The 26,230-nt window shown below is 57.8% G+C and carries 28 protein-coding genes; 15 read left to right on the top strand and 13 right to left on the bottom strand.

All coding sequences use genetic code 11. The features are described from left to right. Positions 1–10 precede the first annotated feature (10 nt). Positions 11–838: an alpha/beta fold hydrolase gene (locus tag J2Z75_RS25895; protein WP_209856366.1), complete on the bottom strand. Its 828-nt coding sequence runs from the start codon at positions 836–838 to the stop codon at positions 11–13. Positions 839–1,102: 264 nt separating this feature from the next. On the opposite strand from J2Z75_RS25895, the gene J2Z75_RS25890 reads away from it, so the two are divergent. Further along, entirely contained in the window at positions 1,103–2,455 is a 1,353-nt protein-coding gene (locus tag J2Z75_RS25890) for a sigma-54 interaction domain-containing protein (protein ID WP_209856363.1), read from the top strand. A gap of 82 nt (positions 2,456–2,537) precedes the next feature. Here J2Z75_RS25890 and J2Z75_RS25885 read toward each other — a convergent pair whose 3' ends face one another. Next, entirely contained in the window at positions 2,538–3,695 is a 1,158-nt protein-coding gene (locus J2Z75_RS25885; RefSeq protein WP_234937571.1) for a trans-sulfuration enzyme family protein, read from the bottom strand. Positions 3,696–3,939: 244 nt separating this feature from the next. Next, positions 3,940–4,566 (bottom strand): helix-turn-helix domain-containing protein, encoded by a 627-nt coding sequence (locus J2Z75_RS25880; RefSeq protein ID WP_209856361.1) that lies wholly within the window; start codon positions 4,564–4,566, stop codon positions 3,940–3,942. 43 nt (positions 4,567–4,609) lie between these two features. Here J2Z75_RS25880 and J2Z75_RS25875 point away from each other — a divergent pair, with 43 nt between their 5' ends. The 13 genes from J2Z75_RS25875 (at position 4,610) to J2Z75_RS25815 (ending at position 16,431) form a co-directional block, all read left to right on the top strand. After that, positions 4,610–5,296 carry a B3/B4 domain-containing protein gene (locus tag J2Z75_RS25875; RefSeq protein WP_209856358.1) on the top strand — a complete coding sequence of 229 codons (687 nt, stop codon included), beginning with the start codon at positions 4,610–4,612 and terminating at the stop codon, positions 5,294–5,296. Positions 5,297–5,480: 184 nt separating this feature from the next. Continuing rightward, positions 5,481–6,263, top strand: coding sequence for an ABC transporter ATP-binding protein (locus J2Z75_RS25870; protein WP_209856356.1), 783 nt, complete (start codon positions 5,481–5,483; stop codon positions 6,261–6,263). Positions 6,264–6,302: 39 nt separating this feature from the next. Beyond that, positions 6,303–7,064: a transporter substrate-binding domain-containing protein gene (locus tag J2Z75_RS25865; RefSeq protein WP_209856353.1), complete on the top strand. Its 762-nt coding sequence runs from the start codon at positions 6,303–6,305 to the stop codon at positions 7,062–7,064. Positions 7,065–7,136: 72 nt separating this feature from the next. After that, the gene (locus tag J2Z75_RS25860) at positions 7,137–7,859 is read left to right on the top strand and encodes an ABC transporter permease (RefSeq protein WP_209856350.1); all 723 of its coding nucleotides are present in this window, start codon (positions 7,137–7,139) and stop codon (positions 7,857–7,859) included. 9 nt (positions 7,860–7,868) lie between these two features. Further along, on the top strand, positions 7,869–8,558 hold the full coding sequence (locus J2Z75_RS25855; protein ID WP_209856347.1) for an ABC transporter permease: 690 nt from the start codon (positions 7,869–7,871) through the stop codon (positions 8,556–8,558). 39 nt (positions 8,559–8,597) lie between these two features. Beyond that, on the top strand, positions 8,598–9,809 hold the full coding sequence (locus J2Z75_RS25850) for a trans-sulfuration enzyme family protein (protein ID WP_209856344.1): 1,212 nt from the start codon (positions 8,598–8,600) through the stop codon (positions 9,807–9,809). A 102-nt stretch (positions 9,810–9,911) separates the two neighbouring features. Beyond that, positions 9,912–10,229 carry a DMT family transporter gene (locus J2Z75_RS25845; protein ID WP_209856341.1) on the top strand — a complete coding sequence of 106 codons (318 nt, stop codon included), beginning with the start codon at positions 9,912–9,914 and terminating at the stop codon, positions 10,227–10,229. A gap of 115 nt (positions 10,230–10,344) precedes the next feature. Then, the gene (locus J2Z75_RS25840) at positions 10,345–11,406 is read left to right on the top strand and encodes a homoserine dehydrogenase (protein WP_209856338.1); all 1,062 of its coding nucleotides are present in this window, start codon (positions 10,345–10,347) and stop codon (positions 11,404–11,406) included. Then, positions 11,403–12,821 (top strand): aldehyde dehydrogenase family protein, encoded by a 1,419-nt coding sequence (locus tag J2Z75_RS25835; RefSeq protein WP_209856335.1) that lies wholly within the window; start codon positions 11,403–11,405, stop codon positions 12,819–12,821. Before J2Z75_RS25840 ends, J2Z75_RS25835 begins: the two co-directional genes overlap by 4 nt. Positions 12,822–12,863: 42 nt before the next feature. After that, positions 12,864–13,742, top strand: coding sequence for a 4-hydroxy-tetrahydrodipicolinate synthase (gene dapA / locus J2Z75_RS25830; RefSeq protein WP_209856332.1), 879 nt, complete (start codon positions 12,864–12,866; stop codon positions 13,740–13,742). Then, positions 13,742–15,169 (top strand): aspartate ammonia-lyase, encoded by a 1,428-nt coding sequence (locus J2Z75_RS25825; protein WP_209856329.1) that lies wholly within the window; start codon positions 13,742–13,744, stop codon positions 15,167–15,169. Before dapA ends, J2Z75_RS25825 begins: the two co-directional genes overlap by 1 nt. 12 nt (positions 15,170–15,181) lie before the next feature. Beyond that, the gene (locus J2Z75_RS25820) at positions 15,182–15,991 is read left to right on the top strand and encodes a phosphotransferase (protein ID WP_209856327.1); all 810 of its coding nucleotides are present in this window, start codon (positions 15,182–15,184) and stop codon (positions 15,989–15,991) included. Next, positions 15,988–16,431 carry an Lrp/AsnC family transcriptional regulator gene (locus J2Z75_RS25815; protein WP_209856325.1) on the top strand — a complete coding sequence of 148 codons (444 nt, stop codon included), beginning with the start codon at positions 15,988–15,990 and terminating at the stop codon, positions 16,429–16,431. The genes J2Z75_RS25820 and J2Z75_RS25815 overlap by 4 nt, the downstream gene beginning before the upstream one ends. Before the next feature lie 128 nt (positions 16,432–16,559). On the opposite strand, the gene J2Z75_RS25810 is transcribed toward J2Z75_RS25815, so the two are convergent. Together J2Z75_RS25810 and J2Z75_RS25805 are read right to left on the bottom strand one after the other, a co-directional pair. Beyond that, positions 16,560–17,459: a dihydrodipicolinate synthase family protein gene (locus tag J2Z75_RS25810; RefSeq protein WP_105009729.1), complete on the bottom strand. Its 900-nt coding sequence runs from the start codon at positions 17,457–17,459 to the stop codon at positions 16,560–16,562. Positions 17,460–17,473: 14 nt separating this feature from the next. Beyond that, the gene (locus J2Z75_RS25805; RefSeq protein ID WP_209856323.1) at positions 17,474–18,115 is read right to left on the bottom strand and encodes a LysE family translocator; all 642 of its coding nucleotides are present in this window, start codon (positions 18,113–18,115) and stop codon (positions 17,474–17,476) included. A 167-nt stretch (positions 18,116–18,282) separates the two neighbouring features. Here J2Z75_RS25805 and J2Z75_RS25800 point away from each other — a divergent pair, with 167 nt between their 5' ends. Continuing rightward, entirely contained in the window at positions 18,283–19,182 is a 900-nt protein-coding gene (locus tag J2Z75_RS25800; protein WP_209856321.1) for a LysR family transcriptional regulator ArgP, read from the top strand. 227 nt (positions 19,183–19,409) lie between these two features. Here J2Z75_RS25800 and J2Z75_RS25795 read toward each other — a convergent pair whose 3' ends face one another. The 8 genes from J2Z75_RS25795 to J2Z75_RS25760 form a co-directional block, all read right to left on the bottom strand. Next, positions 19,410–19,742: a hypothetical protein gene (locus J2Z75_RS25795; protein ID WP_234937570.1), complete on the bottom strand. Its 333-nt coding sequence runs from the start codon at positions 19,740–19,742 to the stop codon at positions 19,410–19,412. A 9-nt stretch (positions 19,743–19,751) separates the two neighbouring features. Further along, complete coding sequence (locus tag J2Z75_RS25790) at positions 19,752–20,591, bottom strand: dioxygenase family protein (protein ID WP_209856318.1); 840 nt, start codon at positions 20,589–20,591, stop codon at positions 19,752–19,754. Between the two features lie 88 nt (positions 20,592–20,679). Next, positions 20,680–21,741 (bottom strand): maleylacetate reductase, encoded by a 1,062-nt coding sequence (locus tag J2Z75_RS25785; RefSeq protein WP_209856315.1) that lies wholly within the window; start codon positions 21,739–21,741, stop codon positions 20,680–20,682. A gap of 208 nt (positions 21,742–21,949) precedes the next feature. After that, positions 21,950–22,831, bottom strand: a complete 882-nt coding sequence (purU, locus tag J2Z75_RS25780) for a formyltetrahydrofolate deformylase (RefSeq protein WP_209856312.1) — start codon at positions 22,829–22,831, stop codon at positions 21,950–21,952. Between the two features lie 92 nt (positions 22,832–22,923). Next, entirely contained in the window at positions 22,924–23,628 is a 705-nt protein-coding gene (locus tag J2Z75_RS25775; protein WP_209856309.1) for an ABC transporter ATP-binding protein, read from the bottom strand. Next, positions 23,621–24,370, bottom strand: coding sequence for an ABC transporter ATP-binding protein (locus tag J2Z75_RS25770; protein ID WP_209856306.1), 750 nt, complete (start codon positions 24,368–24,370; stop codon positions 23,621–23,623). The genes J2Z75_RS25775 and J2Z75_RS25770 overlap by 8 nt, the downstream gene beginning before the upstream one ends. Beyond that, entirely contained in the window at positions 24,367–25,356 is a 990-nt protein-coding gene (locus tag J2Z75_RS25765; protein ID WP_209856303.1) for a branched-chain amino acid ABC transporter permease, read from the bottom strand. The genes J2Z75_RS25770 and J2Z75_RS25765 overlap by 4 nt, the downstream gene beginning before the upstream one ends. Then, positions 25,353–26,216 (bottom strand): branched-chain amino acid ABC transporter permease, encoded by an 864-nt coding sequence (locus J2Z75_RS25760; protein WP_209856300.1) that lies wholly within the window; start codon positions 26,214–26,216, stop codon positions 25,353–25,355. Before J2Z75_RS25760 ends, J2Z75_RS25765 begins: the two co-directional genes overlap by 4 nt. Between the last annotated feature and the right edge of the window lie 14 nt (positions 26,217–26,230).

Below are 26,230 nucleotides of genomic sequence, written 5' to 3'. Positions count from 1 at the left end.
AGCCTCCCACTCAAACGATTTGACGCGAGAGGCCTGTGCCGCTCGACCGAGAAAAACGACTATCGCAGTCCTTGAGAAAGCTCTCGAGGACATGGTTGAAGACCCGCGGCTGCTCGAGCATCGGGAAATGACCCGCGTCCGCTATAACCTCAAGCCGGCTTTCCGGAATACCCTCTGCGAGAACAACGGATTCTCCGGGTGGCGTGATGATGTCCTCAGTGCCGACCACGACCAGCGTGGGGACGCCGATATCGTGAAGATTGGCCCGGCTGTCCGACGCATTGAGTGAGGCGATCGCCTCCCGTGCAACAAAAGCCGGCGTTTGGGCAACCTCTTGTCTGGCAAATTCGACAAGGTCTCTGCCGGCTGTACGGCCGAACGAGCGCTCGATGACATTCTGGCTCGCCTGGACAACGCCGAGGTCATCGATGGCCTTGAGAACATTGTCGACATTGACATCCGCGCCAAGTCCGTGGGGCGTTGCCCCGACAAGCACAAGCGCGAGGACACGCTCGGGGTGGGACAGGGTAAAGGTCTGCACCACCGTTCCTCCCATTGAGAGGCCGACGAGAATGGCTTCGTCGATTTCGAGTGCACGATAGACCGCCAGGATATCATTTGCGAAGGCCGCGATTGTGTAGCTGCGTCCCTCCGGTCGTGGCGATACACCGTGTCCTGGAAGATCGATGCGGATGACCCTGTAACGGGACGAGAACGCCTCAATTTGCTCCCGCCAGAATTGGGCTGTGGTCGTGAACCCGTGCACGAACACAAGCGGCAAACCGGCGCCCGACACGTGCACAACCGTATCGCCGATTGTCTTGGTTTCGATATGCATTATTTCTGCTCCCCTTTTGGTTTCTACACCGGGAGCATCGCAAGGGGCGGGCCAGTTAGCGGTTTTGGAGGGTCACCATCACTCAACGAGCTGGAAACATGAGCAAATTTCGAAGGTCCATCGCCGCTCGACAAACACTTGCCCGTCAGTCTCTCGCAAATACCGTCACCTAATAGAGACACATATTGTCTCGCTTTAGAGACGATTAGTCGGTAGAGTGACAGCGACGCAATTTCATCGGGGTACCAACCAGGTCAGGCTGAGATGACGCTTCCGGAGTGGTTCGCAGGTTCATCGGAAGAAGCCGGGTTCCTCCGTCTCGTGCTCGATCATGTCTCAGACTGCCTCGTCGCCGTCGATACAGCAGGGACAATCGTCCTGATCAATGAGCCCTACTGCAGGCTGCTCGGCGGTGAGGCCGATGACTTCCTCGGGCGCCACATAACCGATGTGGTTGGGCCACAGACCAAGCTTCATTTCGTTGCACGCGGGATCGGCACCCATGTCGGTTATCCGCTCGAGGTTCGTGGCCATAAACTGGTAACGAAGCAAGTACCAGTGCACCGGGACGGCAAGATCATCGGCGCGGTCGGGCTTGCCCTCTTCTCTGACTATGATGCCTTGAAGAAGACCTACAGCCGCATATCGAAAGCGGAACTCGCCATTCCGCAACGTCCTAGAGCGTGGCAATCGAAGTTCAGCCTGAATGACATCATCGGCACGGGTGAGTTGATGGATTCCTATCGTGACGCCATCAAGGTGGCCGCTGCGTATGATTTGCCTGTGATGATTTGTGGCGAGACCGGCGCGGGCAAGGAACTGGCCGCGCATGCCCTTCATGCACTGTCGGACAGGCGTAGTGGACCCTTTGTGTGGGTCAACTGCGCGTCCATTCCCAGCGAGCTGATTGAAGCCGAGCTCTTTGGATACGAAGGCGGTGCTTTCACGGGCGCTCGCAGCCAGGGCAAACCGGGCAAGTTTGAACTTGCCACAGGCGGCGTGCTTTTCCTGGACGAGATCGGCGACATGCCGCTCGCCCTTCAGGGCAGTTTGCTGCGCGTTCTGCAGATGAACGAAATGGTACGTGTCGGCGGTACCAATCCGGTCAGTATCGACTTGAGTATCGTCTGCGCGACCAATAAAGCTCTTCTTGACCTGGTGAAGGTGGGCCGCTTTCGCGAGGACCTGTATCACCGGCTGAATGTTTTGCCGATCAACGTCCCTCCCCTGCGGCATAGGAACGATATCCCACACCTTGCCGAGTGCTTGCTTGCGCGCATCGCAGGTCGGCTGAGTAAGCCCACACCAAACCTGACCGATCACGATCGCAATCTGTTGATCGGATACGCCTGGCCGGGAAACGTGCGCGAGCTCGAAAACGCGCTGACGCGAATGATCATTACCGGGACACTCGCTATTTCTGCCCAGGAGGTTTCCTCAACCCCGGCGGAGCCAGACGCAACGCCACCACTCAAAGACAGGATCCGATCCCAAACGGACGCGGAGATCCGCTCCGCTCTCAAACAAACGCGCGGTAACAGGAGCCGTGCCGCTGAATTGCTCGGTATCAGCCGGGCCCACCTCTATCGCCTTCTCAAGGAGCCGGGCGCAAAATAGCTTGCCTTCAAGGAAGTCGCCCCGTTTTCAGCCGCAAACAATTCCCCCCGCCTTGGCTCGCGTGGTCGGGCAAGACAAACGCTCAGCCAAAATCCAGAGCCTCCAGGATGTCTTCGATAAGATCCTCGGCATCCTCCAGGCCGACGGAGCAGCGGATGACGTCATCTCCAAGCGCGTCGCAAAGACCGCCTCCTGAAAGGGACAGGTGGCGGGTGCTGGTGAGGCGGGCCGAATGGCATATGAGGCTGCCGACCTCTGCCAGATTGACGCCCGACTGTATAAGCCGCAGTCTGCTGATCATCGCCGTGGCACCATCCCTGCCCGCACGAAGGCCGAAAGCCAACATTCCCGAGCCACCTGACATCTGCCTGCGAGCGATTGAATGGTTCGGGTGAGATGGAAGAAAGGGATATCTTACCCACGCCACTGCCGGATGGGTTTCCAATGTCAGCGCGATCGCATGGGCGGCGGAACTGTGCCGATCCATCCTGAGAGCAAGTGTTTTCACGCCACGAAGGATGAGGAACGAAGCCTGCGGTGAAATCACGTTCGCCTCAGGAAAACGAAGGCTGGTTTCCCGTAGTTTTTGAATGGTTGCGGTGTCTCCCAGCAGGGCGCCGCCGAGTGTGTCGCCATGACCGTTGATGTATTTGGTAAGTGATTGCAGGACAATATCGGCGCCGTGCTCAATCGGGCGCTGCAAGGCTGGCGAAGCGAATGTGCTGTCAACGACGATCTTGAGGCCGCAGGAGCGACCGCATTTTGCGATTGCAGCAATGTCGAGGATGTCGCCGAGAGGATTTGTCGGCGTATCAAAATAAATGAGACGCGTTCGAGGTGTCACCGCACGGTAGATGTTTGCCGGAAGCGACAGATCAACCGGGACCATTGTGATGCCGGCCCGCGTTAGCGTCTTCTCCATCAGAGCGGCCGTATCGGTACAAACTTGTCTGTGGACAATCATCTCGTCGCCTTCGGAGAGAAGCGCCAGTGCGAGCATATTGAAGGCGGCCAACCCTGATGAAAGGACCAAGCCGGCCTCGGCTCCTTCGAGGCGAGCCAATGTCTTCTCGAGCATGTCCGTCGCAGAGTGGGCGTTGTTGTCTGCACCGCTGATTTCTCTGACCAATTGAGCGGGACGGTTCAATGACAGGTCGACCGGTTGGTGGATAGCACGCGTCGAGAATCCGAGTTCGTCGAACTCCGGATCGGCCGCATCTAACTCATCGCGATCTCGCATGAACTTGTACCTCATCGGCGGACTAGACCAATCAATCTCTGTTCCAGACGGTATTCGAATATCGGCCGCTGCGGCCATCCGGTCGGCGCGCATTGGGGTGCGCCAGTGAAGATGAGCGTGACCATCGATGTGGCGTTAGGCTCACGGCGTTCGATTTCAGGAGACGGCCGGTGCATGCGGCAACGTTTTTTGCTCCGCCAACCCAAAAGTGCTTCGGTCCGACCTCAAGCAGAAGCAGTTGTATTTACAGGCCGCCCGTTCTCACGCGCGGACGCTGCAGCTCCGCGACAGTCATTACAAAGCGGAGCTCCTCCTTGCCACAATTCATGTAGGCATGTTTGTCTTCCGTCCGTGCCAAAACCGAAGAGCCCGCTTTAACGAGGTGCTCACTGTCAGCCAGTTTCAAGGTAAGCGCACCGGTTTCCACATTCAGCAGTTCGAGTGTTCCGGCCGAATGGCCGGGCGATTCGAAAACCTCACCGGGAAACAGCGTCCAGCGCCAAAGCTCGATTTCATCCGGCCCGTGGGTTCCAACCAGAAGAGTGGCACTCCCGCCCTTCGGACCGCGCCAGAGGATCGAGGCATCCTCGGGTGGAACAATGCGCACAGGCACGTTGACTGCGACCCCGACGAAATCGGCGACGGAAACGCCCAATGCGGTCGCTGCTCGGCAGAGCGTCGCAATGCTCGGGTTTGCGCTGCCCTTTTCGATTTCGACCAGCATGCCTTTGCTGACGCCGGATTTGCGCGACAACTCATCGAGTGTCAGGCCATTCTGTTTCCTGAACAATTTGAGGTTCTGGGACACGGTTGCACTGACGCGTTCGACGTCGGTGACCGCTTCGGTCGATATATTGACTTTCTTTTCCATGGTCAGTATTATAGACTAAATTGGTCAATGGGAGCTAGAGGGCATGTTGGAATTTCCGGTCATCGATAAAGAAATCGCAAACATCGCACCAGACTTTCGCGCGATCAGCGTCTTCGTTGAGATCAAGGATGACACGCGTGGCACCATAGCCAGAAATGTGCTGGAAGAGGCTTGTGATTTTGTCCGAGCTGGAGGGCCAGCCTGGAGTGAAGCACATCTGGCAAGTTGGTCCGACACCTATAGCCGGTTTGGAGCAAAACCAAATCGCACGCCCTGTTCTGCACAGGCGCTGAAGAAGCGGGTGGAGAAGGACGGCCGTATCCCTTCGATCAACCCGATCGTCGATCTCTACAACGCAGTCAGCTTACGTTTTGCCATACCGGTCGGTGGAGAAAACTTCGACGCCTATGTCGGCAAGCCACAGCTGTCTGTTGCCGACGGAACCGAAGTGTTCGACACGGTGATGAACGGAGAGGCTGTCATCGAAAACCCTACCAAGGGTGAAGTCATCTGGCGCGACGATATCGGTGTCACGTGCCGGCGCTGGAACTGGCGGCAAGGTACCCGGACCCGACTGGAGACGCTGGGCGGCCGGATGTGGTTCATCTTGGAAAGTTTGGCGACAATGCCTGAGGAGGCGCTAGAGGAGGCGGCCAACATGCTGGTGAACGGTTTAAGGCAGCTGGCACCAGGCTGTGAGGTCTACAGACACAAGATTATAGCCGGCTAACGCGCCGGCAGTAAATCCGAGACAATGGCAGGGTGAGGAACGTGCGCCGTTTAGGCGGCGCGTGCGGACGTTCGCGTCCATTTTTTACACTCGCAACCACGAATGATGGCGCTGTCAGATACGGCGATGGCGAAGCTTTGCCCGCGGAGGAGTGGGCCAACCCTCGCAAGTCAATGGAGGTGAAATGTACATCGAAACAGTCAAGCCAGCTTTGTTGGTGAGCGACGTTCACAAGAGCTACGGCGCGCACAAGGTGCTGAAGGGGATCTCCCTTTCAGCGGAGAAGGGCGACGTGGTCTCGATCATCGGATCTTCGGGCTCAGGAAAGAGCACGTTCCTGCGCTGCATCAACTTCCTCGAAATTCCGGACCAAGGAACCTTCCAGATCAACGGCGAAGACGTGATCTTCCGCAAGGGCCGTGACGGCAAATGCCACCCCGCCAACTGGCGGCAGATCGAGAGGCTGAGAAGTGGCCTCGGCATGGTCTTCCAGAGCTTCAATCTCTGGCCGCACATGACCATTCTCCAGAACGTCATCGAGGCCCCGATCCACGTCCTGCGTATCGAGCGCAAAGCGGCGATCGAAAAGGCCGAGGCGCTACTGGCCAAAGTCGGTCTCTACGACAAGAAGGACGCCTACCCCGCCTTCCTTTCCGGCGGCCAGCAGCAACGTGCGTCGATTGCCCGCGCGCTCTGCGTCGATCCGGCAGTGATGCTGTTTGATGAACCGACCTCGGCACTCGATCCGGAACTCGTCGGCGAAGTGCTCAAGGTCATCCGTGGGCTGGCCGAGGAAGGCCGCACCATGGTGATGGTCACCCACGAGATGAAGTTCGCACGCGACGTTTCCACCCGCGTCATGTTTTTGCACCAGGGCCAGGTCGAGGAACTCGGCCCTCCGGCCCAGGTCTTTGGTGCACCCACCAGCGCACGCTGCAAGGAGTTTGTTGCAGCCGGTTCGCACTAACCACCACCACCATCCCAACAGAAAAAGGGGAACCCTAAGATGAAGCATTTGGGAAAAGCTCTAGCTGTCGCAGCATTCATGCTGGCGACGAGCGCCCAAGCGGAAATCCGCTTCGGCGTGGTCAATGAGGCCTATGCGCCCTACACTACGAAGGACGCTTCGGGAAAAGCGATTGGCTGGGAGATCGATCTGATGGATGCGATCTGCAAAGAGCTGAAGGAACAATGCACGATCGTCGACGTCTCCTGGGACGGCCTCATTCCGGCTCTGGAGAGCAAGAAGATCGACGTGATCTGGTCTTCGATGTCGATCACCGACGAGCGCAAGAAGCGCATCGATTTCACGGACAAATATTACTCGGCTCTCGCCGGCATGATTGGCGCCAAGGATGGCGTCATCGGCGCGACCGCCGAGCAGCTGAAAGGAAAGACCGTCGGCATCGCCGTGTCGACGACCCAGTCGGCTTACTTCAAGAAGCATTTCGCCGAAATTGCGACCGAGAAAAGTTATGCGACCGTCGATGAATCATTCCAGGACCTCGCGTCGGGCCGCGTCGACTACATCTTTGCCGACACGGGACCGCTCAAGGAACTCCTGAAAACCGATCTCGGCAAGGAGTGCTGCGAATATAAAGGCAGTGTCGAGGCAGATGATGCAGTTCTTGGCGCTGGCGTCGGCGGTGGTGTCCGCAAAGGCGACGACGAGCTTCGCGAAAAGCTGAATGGTGCGATCAAGGCTGTCAGGGCGAACGGCACCTATGCCGAGTTCAGCAAGAAGTACTTCGACTACGACCCCTATTGAGTCCACGGGCGAGGCGGATTTGTCACCAGCCGTTGGTGGCAAATCTGCCGGTCCTGTTCTGGAAGGCTTCCCATGAGTTCCCCAAGTTCCATTCTGGACATGCTGTCGATTTCCCCTCCCGGCTGGGGCGGCGTATTGATCACCGGCGCGTTCGCGACCCTGTTTATCTCGTTTGGTGCCTATCTGTTTGGAATGGTGCTGGGCTTGTTCGGCGCACTCGGCAAGTTGAGTGGGTTTGCCCCACTGCAATATGCTCTCAATGTCTATACGACGATCGTCCGTGCCGTGCCGGAGCTCATCCTGATCGTCTCGCTCTACTATGCGGGAACGGATGGGCTGAATCGGATTCTTGCCATGGCGGGCCTTGGCCCAGTCGAGGTCAATGGCCTGGTCGCAGCAATCGCGGTGCTGGGCTTTGTTCAGGGAGCCTACATGACCGAGGTTTTGCGGGGCGCGATCCTCGCCATTCCTGTTGGCCAGCTTGAAGCCGCCAAGTCCTTTGGGATGCGGCCAGGCTTACGCTTCCGACGCATCGTCTTACCGGCTCTCATCCCCAATGCACTGCCCGGCTTTGCCAATCTGTGGATGTCCGTGATCAAGGACAGCGCCCTGATTGCCGTCGTTGGCTATCAGGAACTGGCTCTTGCTGCCCGCGTCGCCGCGAGCAACACCAAGCAGTACATGGTCTTCTTCCTGGCTGCGGCGGCACTTTATCTCGTCATCACAATTCTATCGAACCTGCTGTTCTCCGCGCTCGAAGCCTACTTCCGCCGCGGCCAACGACCAGTAGCATAGGAGGCGGACATGGATTTCAGCTGGATTTTCGAATACCAGGACTTGCTGCTCTATGGTGCCTTCCTGACATGCCTGCTGCTGACGATTTCGGTCACGCTGGGATTTGCGCTCGCTATCCTCCTGGCGATTGCCCAGGTCGGCCGTGGTTCCATCGCCCGTTGGCTCTCCAAGTCGTACTGCACATTCTTTCGCGGAACGCCTTTGCTCATCCAGCTTTGGCTCATCTATTACGGTCTTGGCTCGTATCTGCCGCATATCCCTGGATTGCGGAGCAGCTTTCTTTGGCCGGTCTTGCGAGAGGGATTGTTCTTTGCGGCGTTGGCCCTGACGCTCAACTTCGCCGCTTACCAGGGGGAGATTCTTCGGGGAGCCATGCTGGCGGTCCCGAAAGGAGAACTTGAGGCTGCACGCGCCGTTGGCATGTCACCCTGGATGATCCTGCGCCGGATCTGGTTGCCGAGAGCGATCCGGATTGGACTGCCAACATTTGCCGGCGAGGTCGTCCTGCAACTCAAGGCGACACCGATCGTATTTTCGGTGACCGTGATGGATCTCTACGGTGCTGCCTACAAAATCCGCCAGGATACGCTCCTCGTCTACGAGCCACTCCTCCTCGTCACCGTCTTCTACGTCAGCCTGACTTTCCTGATCACGCAAGGGTTCCAGAAACTGGAAAACGCCATCCCGGTCAGGCGCTGAGGCACTCCCCAACCACTCACTTCAACAAAGAGGTTAATTATGTCGAGACCAGACAAACACGATCTATCGACGCTCTCCTTCAATACGCTGTCGGTGCACGGCGGCAACGAAATCGACAAGACATCTGGCGCTATTCGCACACCGATCGTGATGGCGAATTCGTACGAACTTCCTTACGACCCTTCTACAATGGACTGGTCGGACACCGAGAGCCCCTCCTATACGCGCAATTCCGGCCACAATCAGATCGGCCTGCAGCGCAAGCTCGCGGCCATAGAGGGCGGCGAGGATGCAGCAGTCTTCGCAACGGGCGTCGCGGCGCTTCACGCGGTGTTCTTTACGTTCTTAAAGAGCGGCGACCACGTGATTGTCGGTGACGTCACCTATGAGGCCGTGTGGCGACTGTTTTCAGAGCTTTTGCCGCAGCGTTACAATATCGAAGCCACCTTCGTTGACATGGGCAATACGGATGCCGTCCGAGCCGCCGTGCGCCCGAACACCAGACTGATCCATACCGAGACCATTGCCAATCCGACAACCAAGGTTGCCGATATCGCGACGCTGGCCTCAATCGCAAAACAAGCGGGCGCGCTCCTGTCGGTGGACTCGACCTTCACCCCTCCCCCATTCTTCCGCCCGCTCGCACTTGGTGCAGATCTCGTCATCCATTCGCTGACGAAATACATCAACGGTCATGGCGACGCGATGGGCGGGGTCGTCATCGGCTCGAAGCCGCTTATCCATCACATCAAGGCAGACGCGCTCGTCGATCTCGGCGGCACGATTTCCCCGTTCAACGCCTGGCTGATCATGCGCGGCTCAGTGACTTTGCCGCTGCGCCTGAAGCAGCAGTTTTCATCGGCAGAGATCGTCGCCCGGTCCCTGGCAGCCGACAAGCGCGTCGCCTATGTCACCTATCCCGGTCTAGACAGCCATGACCAGCACGCGCTTGCCAGAACGCAGTTTGCTGGCAAGGGCTATGGCGCGGTCATGGCTTTTGCCGTCGATGGCGATCCCGATACGCAGAACCGGTTCGTCGCACATCTCAGGGTCATCACGTCCGCCGTCTCGCTTGGTCACGACGAGAGCCTGATCGTCCATGTCGGTGGCAGTGGCCGCGGCGGCTCCGATCGTTACCCGCCGAACTTCCAGAAATACGGGCATCTGCGGCTTTCGATCGGTCTGGAAGACACCGAGGATCTGATTGCTGACATCAGTAACGCCCTCGACGAGACGTTCGGGCGAAGCTGAACACGAAGTCGAGTTGGACATGAATTGCCCCTCGCCGGGCAATTCATGTCGCCGTCAAAGCCTGATGCGCGGTAGACCCGGAGGTCCGCCAGGAAGGATATTATGTACTGGATAATCCTGTTCGTCGCCGGCCTGCTTGAGGTCGTCTGGGCGTTCTACATGAAGAGATCCGACGGTTTCACGCTGCTCATCCCGTCGGCAATCACCGTCATTGCGATGATTGCCAGCGGCGTGCTGCTGTCCCTTTCGATGAAGGTGCTGCCGCTCGGTGCCGCCTACACGGTTTGGACAGGGATCGGTGCAGTTGGCTCCTTTCTGCTCGGAATGGCGATCCTTGGAGAGCCCGCGTCGCCCATGCGTTTGGCAGCGGGCGCCTTGATCGTGTCGGGGATTCTCATGATGAAGCTCGCCAGCACCTGACCTACGTCCGGCAGCAGATTGAGCAAAGTGCGCTGCTCTTTGGTCCGTTTGCCTGGTTCCTGCAGAGCAATCCGCATCCCATGCTTACCCTCATAGACTTCACTGGAGGATCGTTATGACAGTTTACAATATCGCACTTATTGGATTTGGCGGCGTCAATCGCGCCCTGGCCGAACTCATTGCCGCCAAGAACCAGCTCTGGGAGCGCGATCTTGGATTCCGCCTGAATATCGTCGCCGTGAGCGATCTCTATCTTGGCTCCGTGATTTCGCCGAACGGTCTTGATGCGAGGACCCTGGTCGAGGCGAAGTTCGAAAAGGGCGGCTTTGGACAGCTTTCCGGGGGAAGTGCCGAAGCCGACAACGAGACCATTATCAAGACCGCACCCGCAGACATTGTCGTCGAGGCAACGTTCACCAATCCCAAGGACGGCGAACCTGCTGTCTCGCATTGCCGCTGGGCGCTTGAGACCGGCAAACACGTGGTTACCACCAACAAGGGCCCGGTCGCCATTGAGGCCCAGGCGCTCAAGGCGCTGGCAAAGGCCAACGGTGTACGCTTCGAGTACGAGGGCGCCGTGATGAGCGGTACTCCGGTCATTCGCATGGCTGAGAAGACGCTTGCCGGCGCCGAATTGAAGGGCTTCGAAGGAATTTTGAACGGCACCTCCAACTTCGTCCTCGGTCGCATGGAAGCGGGTTTGGATTTCGCATCCGCTGTGAAGGAAGCCCAAGAGCTCGGCTATGCCGAGGCCGATCCCACCGCCGATGTCGAAGGTTTCGACGTTCGTCTGAAGGTCGTCATCCTGGCAAACGAACTGCTTGGTGCAAGTCTCAAGCCCGAGGATGTAAGCTGCAAGGGTATCTCCGGTCTTTCACCTTCCGACATCGAGGATGCGGCACAGGCAAACAGCCGCTGGAAGCTCATCGGGGCTGCGGTCCGCAATGACGATGGCAGCGTGACAGGCAGTGTTGCACCGAGGCGGCTTAGCCTCGATCATCCCCTGGCAGGCGTCAACGGCGCCACCAATGCAGTATCGCTCGACACCGAACTGCTGGGCGCCGTGACGATCACCGGACCCGGCGCTGGCCGCATCGAAACGGCCTATGCGCTTCTTTCCGATATCGTCGCCATTCATTCCACCGGCACTTCTCCCATCGCTAAGGAGGCTGCATGATGCACAACCTTGCACTCACCCAAACGAACGCTCCTGCAGAAATTGCCGTCACCAGCCCGTTCGACGGTACGCTGGTCGGAACGGTCGTGGAAACCTGTGCCGCAAGCGTGAACGCGCTGCTCGAGCGGGCAAGGCGCGGTGCGCAGATTGCCAGAACCCTGCCCCGTCACAAGCGGTCCGCGATCCTTGAAAAGGCCGCTGCGGTCATCGAAGCCGCGCGCGAGGACTTCGCGCTTCTCATCGTCAAAGAAGCGGGCAAGACGATTACGCAGGCTCGCAAAGAGACAACCCGGTGCGTCAATACGCTCAAGCTGTCTGCCGACGAGGCCAAACGCAATGCGGGCGAAGTCATCCCGTTCGATGCCTACGCAGGCTCTGAGTCCCGCCAAGGATGGTACACGAGAGAACCGCTGGGCATCATTGCCGCCATCACGCCCTATAATGATCCGCTCAATCTCGTCGCCCACAAACTTGGCCCGGCAATTGCCGGCGGCAATGCCGTACTTTTGAAGCCGTCCGAACTTACCCCTCTCTCTGCTATCAAGCTCGTCGAAGTCCTGGTCGAAAGCGGTCTACCCGAGGAAATCATAACGGTCGCGATTGGCGGCCCTGAGCTTGGAAAGGCTCTCGTTGCCGCGAGAGACGTTCGCATGGTCTCCTTCACCGGTGGCTTTGCCACCGGCGAGGCAATTGCCAAAACAGCAGGCCTCAAGAAACTTGCCATGGACCTTGGCGGCAATGCACCCGTCATCATCATGGAGAATTGCAACTTCGATGCGGCTGTCGAGGCTTGCGTATCCGGAGCCTACTGGGCGGCAGGTCAGAACTGCATTGGCACACAGCGAATTCTGATCCAACGGCCGATCTATGAGCAATTCAAAGCGAAGTTCGTCGTAGAAACCAGGAAGCTCAAGACCGGCAATCCTTTGGAAGCCGACACCGATGTCGGCCCGATGATCTCAGAAAAGGCGGTCGGCAGAGCGGCCGCAATGGTCGAACGGGCGCTCGCTGCCGGTGCGACGTTGCTTTGCGGCCATAAACCAACTGGAAACCTCTATCCGCCGACAGTCCTGGAGAATGTTCCAGCCTCCTGTGACGCCTGGACCGAGGAAGTGTTCGCGCCGATCGTCATTCTTCAGGCCTTCGATGGGCTGGCGGATGCCATCGATCTGGCAAACAGCCCCGAGTACAGCCTTCACGCCGGCATTTTTACAAACGACCTGGAAGGGGCGCTTGAGGCTGCAAGCAAGATCGAGGCTGGAGGCATCATGATCAACGACTCCTCCGACTATCGGTTCGATGCAATGCCGTTTGGCGGCTTCAAATATGGCAGCATGGGCCGCGAGGGCGTCCGGTTTGCCTATGAGGACATGACCCAGCCTAAGGTCGTGTGCATCAACCGCCTGAGGACGTAACGCCAGGCCGGCTCAAATCCATCGGCAACTCAGGGAGTAAAAATGTTCAAGGGTTCCATTACCGCGCTTGTCACGCCTTTTGCTGATGGTCGCGTCGACGAGGCCGCCTTGCGCGACCTCGTCGAGTGGCAGATCGAAGAAGGATCCTTCGGTCTCGTTCCATGCGGGACAACGGGGGAAAGTCCGACGCTCAGCCATGCCGAGCATAAGCAGGTGGTCGAGATCACCATCACGGCCGCCAAGGGCCGTGTGCCCGTCATCGCGGGCGCCGGCTCAAACAGCACCTCGGAAGCAATCGACTTCGTCCTCCATGCGCAGGACGCCGGCGCCGACGGTGTGCTGATTGTCGCGCCCTATTACAACAAGCCAACCCAGGAAGGGATCTACCAGCATTTCAAGGCGATCGATGCTGCGGCCACCGTTCCGATCATCGTCTACAATATTCCCGGCCGCAGCGTCATCGATATTCAGGTCGAAACGTTGGCCCGCATATTTGAAGACTGCCCAAACGTGAAGGGCGTCAAGGATGCAACCGGCAACCTGTTGCGCCCGTCCCTCGATCGTATGGCCTGCGGGCACTCGTTCAATCTCCTGACCGGTGAAGACGGCACGGCGCTCGGCTACATGGCGCATGGCGGACATGGTTGTATCTCGGTGACGGCGAATGTCGCTCCGGGCCTCTGCGCTGACTTCCAGCAGGCCTGCCTGAACGGCGACTTCGCCGCCGCCTTGAAGCTTCAGGACCGTCTGATGCCCCTGCACCGGGCGCTTTTTCTCGAAACCAACCCTGCTGGGCCGAAATATGCCTTGCAGCGTCTCGGTCGCATACGTGGGGATCTGCGGCTGCCACTCGTTACGATCAGTCCTTCCGTTCAAGAAGAGATCGATAGCGCCATGCGCCATGCGGGGATCCTGATTTGATGGACAAGACAAAGCTTGCTGAGCGTATCGAGTCAGATCTTATCGGGCCGCTCGCTATTCCTCGACACGTCCTTTACGGCGTCCATACACGGCGCGCGGAGCAGAATTTCGACGTATCGGGCCTGCGCCTGAGGGATTTTCCTGAGCTCATCCAGTCGATGGCGATGGTGAAAAAGGCTTCTGCTCTCGCCAACATGGAACTCGGGCTTCTTTCTGCCGAAAAGGCCGAAGCGATCTCTCAAGCATCCGACGAACTCATCGCGCTCAATGATATCGATGAGAACTTTCCCGTCGACATGATGCAGGGAGGGGCCGGCACCTCGACCAACATGAACGTGAACGAGGTTCTGACAAACCTCGCTCTTTTGAAGATGGGCGCCGACGTCTGTGAGTATTCGAGGCTGCACCCAAATGACGACGTCAATCTGTCCCAGTCGACAAACGACGTTTACCCAACAGCTATCCGGCTGACGATCTTGCGAGCATGCGAAGGGCTTATCGCAGCTGAGGTCGCGCTTCGCGACGCCTTTCGCGGCAAGGCCATGCAATATGCAAGCGCTCTAAAGGTCGGTCGGACACAGTTGCAAGACGCCGTGCCGATGACCGCGGGGCAGGAATTTGAAGCCTTCGCTGAACTCATTGACGAGGATATCGTCCAAATCCAGTACGCCTCTAAGCTTCTCAAAGAGATAAACCTCGGCGGCTCGGCAATCGGCACGGCAATCAACGTACCCTCAGGCTTCGCGCAGTTGGCCTGCGGTCACCTGTCCCGAATATCTGGCTATCCGTTAATCCCTGCCCGCAACTTCATCGAAGCGACATCGGACACAGGCGGTTTCGTCTCCTTTTCAGGCGTGCTCAAGCGAATTGCGGTTAAATTGACCAAGATCTGCAATGACCTCCGGCTCCTGAGCAGTGGACCCCGCGGCGGTCTGGGTGAGATCCGCTTGCCGCCTGTTCAAGCCGGCTCGTCCATCATGCCTGGCAAGGTCAATCCCGTCATCCCGGAGATGATGAACCAGATCACCTTTCAGGTCATCGGCAATGATCTGACGGTGACGCTCGCAGCAAGTGCCGGCCAGCTCCAGCTGAACGCCATGGAACCCGTCATCGTTTTGAACATCCTGCAATCGATGCGCATGCTGACCAGAGGTATGGTGGTCTTGAAGGAACGCTGCATCGATGGCATCGAAGTCGACGTCGATCGTTGCAAGGCGTTGCTCGACCAATCTCTCGTTCTTGCCACGCCATTGGCGACGCTGATCGGATACAGCAAAGCGGCATACCTCTCCAAGAAGGCGCTGGTCGAGAAGAGAAACTTGCGAGATGTCGTCGAAGAAGAATGCGTTCTGACCGAAAGTCAGGCTCATCAGATTTTTGGAGACGCCGCGGAATTTGCCAATGTTTCAAAGATTATGCGCGGTTGAACGGAGGAAAGAATGGCCGTTTTCACGGAAATATCCGACGAGGACCGAAACTCGATCGCGGCGGCCTATGGCATGACCTCCCTGTCATCGGTGATCGGTATTGCCGACGGCGACAGGGAAACGACCTATCTTTTCCGGGCGGCGGAGGGTGAGTTCATCGTCACGCTGTTCGAAAATGGCGCCGAACCGCTAGATCTCGAGCGGGCGTTCGCAACAATGGCGACGCTGAACAACAGCGGTATTCCCTGCCCGAAACCAACGCGCACGATTGATGGCGATGCGACCTTCCGGGCGGCCGGCCGTCTCGTTGCCGTCGTGAGTTTCGTATCAGGTTCGTCGACAAACGATCCTACGCCAGGAAAGTGTAAAAGCCTTGGCCGCCTCATGGCGCGGATCCACATGACCCTGCAAGGAGGCAAAAAGCGCTCTCTAAATGAACTGCCTGCCGGTCCTCTGCATGGAGCCTTGATACCTTCTAACGTCTTCTTCCTTGGAGACGACGTCAGTGGGGTTATCAACTTTCGGCTTCGGCACGATGATGTGCTGATTTCAGAGATTGCCGAGGTTCTCGTCGGCTGGGCGAGCCTGCTGACTGGAGAGCTGGACGAAGAGAAAGCCAGTGCCATTCGGGCCGGATATGAGAGTGTAAGGCTCCTGACTGAGGCAGAAACAACGGCACTTCCCGCGTTTGTCCTCGCATCCGCCGCCAGACGTTACGCCGGTGAGAAGGACAAGACTCGCCTGCTTCAGGCTGCAGTTCGCGCCTTTGAATCGACAGGATTTGGAGCAGCAGCGCGGCAAGCGGAGTGCCGTCCTGCATGAAATATCTTCTCGACCGCATTGACGAACAGATCCTTGCCGCCTTGAAGTTGAACGCGCGCGCATCTCACGCTGAGCTGTCCGGTCAGGTCAACTTGTCGCGCAATGCTGTTCGCGTTCGAATAGAACGGCTTGAACGCGAAGGCTTTATCAAGGGCTATACAATTGTCACTGGCGAAGGCGGGAACGACAGTCCCATCACCACCGCATTGATGTTTGTCTACCGCCAGGACCGAATGAGGGGCGGCGAGGTCATTCACGCTTTGCGGAAAATTCCGGAGGTCGTCGCTTGCGATGTGATGACGGGCGATTTTGATCTGCTGGTACGGGTCGAATCCGTGGAAGCCGATCGCATACGCCAAATCTGGCAACAAATTTCAGCACTTCCCGGCGTAAGGGATACCCTCACGGCATTTGCACTCTCCTCTGTCATTCGGAAGTGAGCTGTCGGTCCCGAACTCATCATGTGTGGACAGCACTGTAGCTCCAGTGCTCCTAGCCATCACGGAGCGATGCAGCGAATACAAGCGTGGATCGGCGGGCTGGAAGACATCGACGATTGCCCGGAGCCTCACGTAAAGGCAGCCCGCAAATGGTTGAGAGCATGTACAACATCCGGTACTGCGGAGTCCGGTATCGGCCTCACTGGCCGCGGCGGCTCGAAATCTCCGATGCCAAGAAGCGCCACGAGCCTGTACATCACTCTGAAACTGCCAAACCGCTTGAACAACGACCAGAGGGGCTCGAACGCTTTTTCCAATCTCTCGACCTCCTCGGCATTGCCGGCCCGCGCCGCCGTCGCAAGCGCGAGCGCTTCAGCGGGAAGCACCCCCGCGACGACGCTATACCAGGCATCGGCGCCAGCAAGCAAAGCCGACGAAGCTCCCCAGTCACCGCTATATCCGATCGAAAACCCGGTCGGCGACTTGCCGCGCAGATCTGCAAGTTCGGTCTTGAAGTCCTCGTTCGCCGGCAACGGCATCTTGATCGCGGCGATGTTTGGAACTGTGGCGAGCCTGGCGATCAGTGCGCTGCTGAACGTAAACCTGGTCGTGCTCGGATTGTTGTAGATGCAAAGCGGAAGACCGCCACTCTCGGTGACGGCTGCGAAATGCTCAAATACCTCGTCATCCTTCAGCGGAACATACGAGACGGGCGCCAGAAGGAGGCCATCTGCCCCCGCCCCCTTCGCATCGCGTGCCAGAGCCTGCGCCTCGTCAGTGCGAAGCGCACCAACACCGACGATTACCGGAATTCGCCCACCGACGGTTTTGACAGCTGTTTCAACGGCACGCCTGCGCTCGTCGCGCGTCAGGAAGGCATAGGCGCCCGTGCTTCCGAGAAGGCCTATGGAGTCAGCACCCGCATCAACTATGCGCTGCAAGAGCGCCGCAAGCACGGCTGGATCAACGCGCCCGGACGCGTCGGCCGGAGTAATTGGAAAAGCAGATAGGCCTTCGAAGAGAGACATGAATGTTGCCTTGGTTATGTGCGGGAAAGCAGGAGACGGATGCCGGCTGCGCCGAAGAAGATCGCAAGCGTCCCCTCGATCCAGCGGCGAGCCCGGCTGTAGAAGCGCACCATAGGCGCTGTTGAAAAGACAATAGCATAACCACAAAAGATCGTTACGCTCAGGACAGCACATCCAAAGAGGATTGCTGCCACGGTGTAGGAGGACGCACCCGGGCCAAGGCCAAGCGCCACCAGGGCGATCCAGGCGAGAATTGATTTCGGGTTGGTCAGATGCATCAGCAAGCCGCGTCGGTAGAGTGACGAAGTCGTCTCGGGGGTGTTCGTTCCTGCTGTCTCGACCGGTTTTTCGCCAGCGGTGAGAGCGGCTTTGGCTGCCCTGAACGCCAGGTATAGAAGATAAAGCCCGCCGAAGATTTTCAGGATCGTCAGGGCTTCGGCATACCGGGTCAGGATCGCGGATATTCCCGTGGCGGCCATAGCGCCCCAGAAGATCGAGCCGCTGACCACACCGGCAGCAAGCACGAGCGCGGCGCGCCGGCCTTGGTCCATCGCCACGCCCATGATGCGCATGTTACTTGGACCGGGGCTGCCGGCCGCGATCACGTAGGCCGTGTAAACGAGAAGAAGGTGCTGTAACTCCGAGCCCACGCGCATACCCTTTGTTCATGCCGGATCCGACTGAGCGCGACCCCACTCGGGCGGTTGTTCTGATTTCATGCGGCAGTTCGAAGGCTGCACACTCGCGATCGTCGATCAGCCACTACCAGAAAGCATTGAGTTAGGCTAATTAAAGTAGCTTACCTCGATTAAGGCGGACTTACATGCTCGACTACTCCGCATTGCGGGCCTTGGCCGCCGTTGTGCAGACTGGAAGCTTCGAAAAAGCGGCAGGGACGCTCAATGTCACACCATCAGCAGTTTCGCAGCGCGTCAAAAACCTCGAGGAGCGAATGGGGATCGCGCTGATCGTCAGGGGAAATCCGTGCGTTGCCACAGAGCAGGGGCAGCGGGTGTGTCGGCACGTCGAAAATGTTGGGCTGCTTGAACGAGACCTGTACGAGCACATACCGTCGCTCGCGCCGTCCACCCAATTGATTGAACGCGTGACAATCCACCTTGCAACAAATGCTGATAGTCTCGGAACCTGGTTTCTCGAGGCACTTTCCGCATTTGCCAAATCTTCAAGTTGTCTTCTGGACGTTGTTATTGATGACGAGGGCCACACGGCTGATTGGCTAGAGCGCGGGCGGGTGATTGCAGCTGTGACAGACAGCGAAAGGGTGGTCGCCGGATGCCGGCGCACCGCCCTCGGTTCGTTGCGTTACCGGGCCACTGCAAGCCCGGAATTTGTTGAGCGCTATTTTTCCGGAGGCATCAGCGGCGAAGCGCTGCGCACCGCACCGGCCATGACTTTCAACCAGAAAGACAAGCTTCAAGCCCGATGGATCGCCCAGACGCTTGGCGAAGAAGTCATCTGTCCGACGCACTTTCTTCCATCGACGCATGCTTTCGTTGACGCTAGCGTCGGAGGCATTGGCTGGGGCATGAACCCCGAGTATCTCGCTCGCCCACATCTACAGAAAGGAACGCTGGTGGAGTTGATCCCCGACAACCCGCTTGACATTCCGCTCTTTTGGCAGATCAACAGACTTGCTGCAGACCGGTTCGCGACCCTCACCGACATTGTGATTGCAGTCGCCAATCAGCGCCTCGATGATTGAAGCCGACTCCTCAATCTCGTTCCGCGAATTTTATGAGCCAAAGGTCGTAGCCTTGGCTTCGATTGGTCACGACGGCGATCGGCGGCAATCGCCGCGTCGGCTTCCTCCGGCACGAACAAACGGGTGGCCATTTGCACGCCCGCCGAGCCGCATTGAGGCATCGAAGCTTGGGGCACCTTCGTTAGGTCAAGATCGAACTGAGGACGTGCACTGTATTGTGATGGCAACTATTTCAGAGAGATGTACGTCGCCGGGTCGAGAACGGACAACCGTACGGCAACTGGCCTATTGACGGCATCTGCGATCGATTTCTGGATTTTCTCTGCAAGGTCGGAAAGTACCGGGTGGGTGCGGTCCGATTTGGGCAGAATGGCGATCTCAATGTTCACCACGGGTTGGTCAGGCAAGCCATAGGCGGGTAAAATCGCAAGCTGGCAGGCGGCCCTTTCGACCGCTAGTGCACCGCAAATTATGTCTCTCAGTGGCACCAGGGCCTCGCGAACGCCGAGTTGCGCATCTTCGGGAAGTCCCTGATCCACATAGATCTTGATGTTTGGCATGATTGATGCTCACGCTGGATTCAGGACAAAATCGAACGGGGATCGCCATTGCGTACTTCCGTCCGAAACCCGATGATAAGGCGCCATCAACGTTGCCTTGACGCCGAACACAGCGTCGGAACCGAGGTAATCGTCGTCACCGACGAATGTGTGCGTGACAAGTTTTTGATACCCCGCGGCGGTAACGATATAGTGCATATGGGCAGGGCGATAAGGATGCCTGCCAAGCTGCTCAAGCATTTTTCCGACCGGTCCATCATCGGGAATGGGATATGAAACAGGTTTGATGCCGATGAAGCGATAGTGACCATCGGGTCCGGTTACGAAAACTCCCCGGTTGTTCCATCGAGGTTGAATGAGAGGCTGCTGAACATCATAAAAGCCATCAGCATTGTCCGACCATACGTCGATGCAGGCGCCTTCAATGGGATTTCCGTCAAGGTCGATCACCAGACCCTCGAACAGGCAGCTTTCACCCTTGCCGTCGAGAGTAATACAATCCCCCATCTCCCGACGCGGCGCTCCATGCACGTGAAAAGGCCCGAGTACCGTGTTTTCCGTAGCGCCTGGTTGCCTGCGATTGTTTATGGCGTCGACAAGCATGGATACGCCTAAGGTGTCAGACAGAAGGATGAATTCCTGCCGCTGCTCGGAGCAAATTTGCCCGGTTTCCGTCAAAAAATTGATCGCGATCTCCCATTCTTCCTGCGTTAGCCTAGCCTCTTTGATGAAAGCGTGGAGATGCTTCACAAGACAGCTCATGACGCTTCTCAAACGAGGATCGATATTGGGTTCCATTCGCCCGTTTACCGCATCGACCGAGGCGTCTTCCGAGAAGTAACCAGACATTGCTGCTCCTTAGGGTGCTGAATGAGAGTATCGAGTCGAAGCACTAGAAGCGGGTCCTATTGGGACCAACTGGGTGCCGTTGCCTGCCTCATGAGGGCCTTACGCCTTCCCATGCATCCTGGAGCAAAGCCCGTACTCCACCGGCCTCCAGAGGACGCGGGGTCCAGTAGGGGTTGCTGACAGCCAGCGCCGTCGCCCTATCAAGATCGTCAGCGGTCACACCTAGATCACGAAGTCTCATCGGTGCGCCTAAGCTAAGCGCAAAATCATGCAGACCCGTACCGGCGCGCGGCGAGCTGAACAGACGCGCAACAGGCGCGAGCAGTTCCGGAACAGCCTGTTCAGTAAAGGCAACCGTGTGCGGAAGAAGTATCGCGTGCGTTTCCGCGTGAGGCAGATCGAAGGTCCCGCCAAGTGTGTGACAAAGCTTGTGGTGCAACGACATGCCTACAGCACCAAGAACAACCCCGCAGAGCGAGGAGCCGTAAAGCGCCTCTGCGCGCGCCACCGGGCTTCGCGGCGAGCTGACGATGGCGGGAAGCGCTTTGTGCAATGCGGCAATGCCCTCCATAGCCATAAGAGAAGCAATGGGATTGCGGTCTTGGGCATAAAGTCCCTCAATGGCGTGAGCCATTGCGTTGAGGCCACTTGTGACGCTCATCGGAACAGGTAGCCCGAAGGTCAGTTCGGGATCATAAATGACCGTCTTTGGAAGAACCGATGATGCGCGGATCGTCGTTTTGATCCCGTGTTCCGTCTGCCCAAGGATTGGTGTTACCTCGGAACCGGCATAGGTCGTGGCGACAACAAGCTGGGGGGCATTGTTCCTGAAAGCAATGGCCTTTCCCAACCCGATGGTCGATCCTCCACCGAGCGACACGACACAATCCGCTCCGGATCCATCGAACATGGAAAGTGCCTCGGTCGTGACATCGACCGGCGTGTGCATGACTGCGCGGCTGAACACCGCCACCGAAAGTCGGCCCAGCGCGCTCGCCAGCGCTCGCGCGTCATGCTCCTGCTGAGGAGTCGATAGGACAAGCGCCCTGCCGCAACCCAGGCGGCCCAATTCTTCGGAGACTTTTGATATGGACCCGACACCGAACACGATGCGGGGAATAGTGCTATCGAACGTGAACGGCTCGGTCATTGTGGCCTCCTTGAGATCAATTGCAGCGGGCATGGATGCGCCAACATGTTGCCTTCTTGTCGTTGACCAAACGTCCCCATCTCGGTTTCGTTAGCCGCCAATGTTCGGTACCGACATCAGACCGCCGACCCGGCCCACATCCGCCTACGTGACCGGACTATCCGATGCACTGACGAATCTCGACCAAGACTGATCATCACCCGCGTCATCAGCCCATGCGTTCCGAAGCGTAAGACCCCGGGCTTGGTTGGAAAACGACCGTGCGATTGCCGTTGATGAAAGAGCGGTGGTGAATGTGAGCGTGGACCGCGCGTGCCAGTACCTGGTTTTCGACGTCGCGGCCGAGCGAGATATAGTCTTCCGGCGACTGCGCATGGGTGACGCGTACGGTGTCCTGGTCGATGATGGGTCCCTCGTCAAGGTCGGCGGTAACGTAATGAGCTGTGGCGCCGATCAACTTCACGCCCCGCTGATAGGCTTGTTTGTAAGGGTTTGCGCCCTTGAAGCTTGGCAAAAATGAATGGTGAATATTGATGACGCGTCCGGACATCGTGCTGCACATCTCATCCGAGAGTATCTGCATATATCGGGCCAGCACGACCAGATCCGTTCCGGTACTGTCGACCACGTCCATGATACGCGCCTCCGCCGCCGGCTTATTAGCCTTTGTCACCGGTATGTGGTGAAACGGGATATCGTGATTGACGACCAGCTTCTGGTAATCGAAGTGATTGGAAATGACGCCGACGATGTCGATCGGCAGCGCGCCGATCTTCCAGCGGTATAAGAGATCGTTGAGGCAGTGACCGAAGCGCGAGACCATGAGCAGAACCTTCATTCGCTCCTGCGCATCGTGAAGTTTCCACTCCATCCCGAACCTTGCCGCGACTGGTTTAAACCCCTCCATCAGTGCATCCCGCGACGCACCTTCGGAAAAGAGACTGACACGCGTGAAGAACTTCCCGGTGCCCAGGTCGTCGAACTGCGAGCTATCGACGATGTTGCACCCCTGCTCGAACAGAAATCCGGAGACCGCTGCCACGATGCCGCGGGTTGTGTCGCATGAAACCGTCAGGACATAGTTCTTCATTCTTCACCGCGTTCGTTCTAGTCTAGAGCCAGTTGGCCCAAGGGGTGCCCTGTCAGCAGCAATGCTAAGCCGTGCCGATGCGCCGGCCCCGCTTAGGTAGCGGAAAGCCCGATGTGCCGATCGAGCTCGGCACGATTGCTGGCGAGTTTTGCCGCGGTTTCCTCGAAGACAATCTTTCCCTGGTCAAGAGCGACAACCCGATCAGCAAAGCGCAGAGCGAGGCCGATCTGTTGCTCGACCAGAACGACCGTGTGGCCACGGTCGGCAAGATCGCCAAAAACACTGACGAGCCTCTCGCAAATTACCGGCGCCAGTCCCTCCAGGGGTTCGTCCAGCAAAATGATGTCCGGTCTCCCAAGCAGTGCCCGGGCGATCGACAACATCTGTTGTTCCCCTCCGGAAAGCTGGCGACCTCCATTGAACCGGCGTTCCTTCAATCTCGGAAAAAGATCATAGGCTTCGTTCAGATTTGATCCATTCCGCATGCCCGCGATCAGGTTCTCTTCGACAGAGAGCGAGGGGAAGATATCGCGCGTCTGCGGGACGATACCAATCCCTAGCCGCGCGCGCTCGTGGGCTTGTACGCCATCGACAGGAATTCCCCTCAATCTGATGCTTCCGGCGTGCTGGCGGGTTTGCCCCATGATGGTGGCCAGCAGAGTTGTTTTGCCCACTCCGTTCCGTCCGACGATTGCCAGGCGCTCGCCCTTCGCAACCTTGAGCGACACATTGCGAAGAATATGCGTTTCACCATAGCCAGCAATCACGCCGTCCAGTTCCAGCAGCGCATCAGCCATGATCGGCCCCCAGATAGAGTTCCCGGACCTCGCGATTGGAGATCACTTCCTGTGGAGTGCCGTCCAAAAGGATCGCGCCGTTGACCAGGACGATGATCCTATTGGCAACCTCAAAAACCAGTTGCATGTCATGCTCGATGATGAGAACCGACAAATCTGCCGGAAGTCTCTTTATTGCCTGGACGATCAGGTGGCTTTCCGTGGAAGGTACCCCGGCCGCTGGCTCATCAAGGATCAAGACCTTAGGCTTCAAAGCCAATGTCAGCGCCAGTTCGACGAGCCTTTGCTGGCCATAAGCAAGTCCACGTACGGGCTTGTCCGCCAGAGGCGTCAGCGCAAGATCCTCCAGTAACTGAAAGATTTCGCATTCTAACTCAGGTATCCCATCAGAGTGGCAAAAAACCTTGTTCGTGCGGCGCTCCCTTTCCAGTATCGGCAGGCGAATATTCTCGCGAACGGTGAGATCACGGAAGAGATTGGTAATCTGGAAAGTTTTCGCGATTCCGGCTCGAACCCGCTCGGACTCAGACATTTTACCAACGCTTTTGCCGTTGAGCAGGATGGTTCCCGAGGTGGGTTTGAGAACGCCCGTCAACAAGTTCGCAAATGTCGTCTTTCCCGCACCGTTCGGCCCGATCAAGGCGGTCCTCGCTCCATTTGGGAGGGAAAGCGTCAGGTTTCGTGCGACTTGTAAGCCGCCGAAATTTTTCGAAAGTCCATGGACTGCAAGACCGGAGGTCATGGTTTTCTCCTCAACAGCGCGACCAGGCGATCCGGGAGCGAGATCAATCCTTTGGGGAGAGCAAACACGATGATGAGAAGCATGAACCCGATCACGAACAGCCAGTTGAAAGGATCGATGCCTGCTGCAATGTGATGGACGACCATGAACACGAGGGTGCCGACGAGCGCGCCATAGAGGCGCCCGGCTCCGCCGACGATCAACATCACCATGACATCAGCGGAAAGAGAGAAGTTAAAGACTTCGATCCCCACCAGGCCGGTAACCTGCGCGGCCAGCGCGCCAGCGATACCGGCAATCGCTCCAGCTATTACGTAAACCGTCACTTTGCGGCGGTAGACGGGCGTTCCAATCGCTCGCATCCGGCTCGCACTTCCTTCGATGCCGCGAAGTGCCAGCCCAAACGGAGAGGAAGCGAGAATGCAGCAAAAAATCAAGACTGCTATCAGAATGCAGACGGAATAGACGAACGCGACCTGGCCAACGAAGTCGAATTCAAACATGCCGAGAAGGGGAGAGACAGTAATCCCCGCGAGGCCATCGGCCCCGCCAGTAAGCCACCGCGCCTGCGAAGCAGTCTCCTGAAGGACCATGGTAACCGCAATCGAAATCATCAAGAGGGCTACGCCCTGCGCTCGCAAAAGCACGCAACCGGAGATCCAGGCAATCAACGCCCCGGCAACTGCACCGGCCAAAAGTCCAATCAGCGGGTCTGAAGCGAGGTGCAATGACACGAGCCCGGCCGCATAAGCGCCACACCCGTACATCGCCGCATGACCAAGCGTTGCGATCCCCGCATATCCGAGGATCAGGTCAAAGGAGAGCACAAAGATCATCATGATGACGATGCGCGTCAGAAAGGCCAGATCGTAAGGAAACAGGATAAACGCGATGGCGGCTGCAACCGAAACGATCAACGCTGGTAGGACGGGCGCCAGCCGGCCCATTTTTCTTCTGATGGAAACTTGATCGGTGGCATTCGTCATTGAGCTTTCCCCATCAAGCCCTGCGGACGAAGTGCAAGCAACGCCGTAATCGCAAGAAAAAAGAAGATCGTGCCGGTTCCTGGCAGCAGATAGCGACCGGCAGTGTCCAGAATCCCGAGCCCAAGCGAAGCAGCGAATGACCCCGGGATACTGCCCAGGCCACCAACCGAGACGACGATCAGGAAAAGAACCATGTACCGGAGCGGATAATAGGCTTCTATCGGAAGGAGCTCTGCGCCAAGGATACCTCCGAAAGCGGCGAGCCCTGCCCCGATCGCAAAGGCAGCGAGAAAAACGCGAGGCGTGTTGATCCCGAGCGAGGCGGCAGCAACCTTGTTGTCGACAGCTGCGCGCAGATAGATCCCGAAGCGGGTCTTCTCCATCAGAAGCCAGAGCGAAGCCATAATTATAAAGCCGGCAAGGATAACGATCACCCGATGAAGCGGGAGTGTCTTAAATCCGAGATCGACGGCTGCAGTCAGCGACTGGGGCGCCCCCAGAGACAAGATCGTTGAGCCTAGGAACAGGTTCACTGTGGCAATCATCAGGAAAACGATGCCGATGGTCGCCAGTACCTGGCCGAGTTCCCCGAAGCCGTAGATGTGACGATATAGCAGCCGCTCCAGGACAAGCGCGAGCACGATCACTATAATCACAGCAGTGAACGATGCGATCCAGAATGGAACCCCCAAGCGCACGCTAAGCACGTGTACCGCCGCGCCGCCGAGAAGAGCGAAGCCGCCATGGGCAAGGTTGATAATCCTCATGAGTCCCATTGTGATCGATAGTCCGACGGAGATCATGAAGAGGATCATCCCGTAGGCGACGCCATCGACAACAATGCTGAAAATGATCGACATTCGATACCTATCGA

Origin of the sequence: Rhizobium herbae, assembly GCF_017873135.1 — a bacterium.
Lineage (GTDB): Bacteria > Pseudomonadota > Alphaproteobacteria > Rhizobiales > Rhizobiaceae > Pararhizobium > Pararhizobium herbae.
Note: the sequence above shows the minus strand (reverse complement) of the source record. Positions and strands in the feature narration are given on the sequence as shown.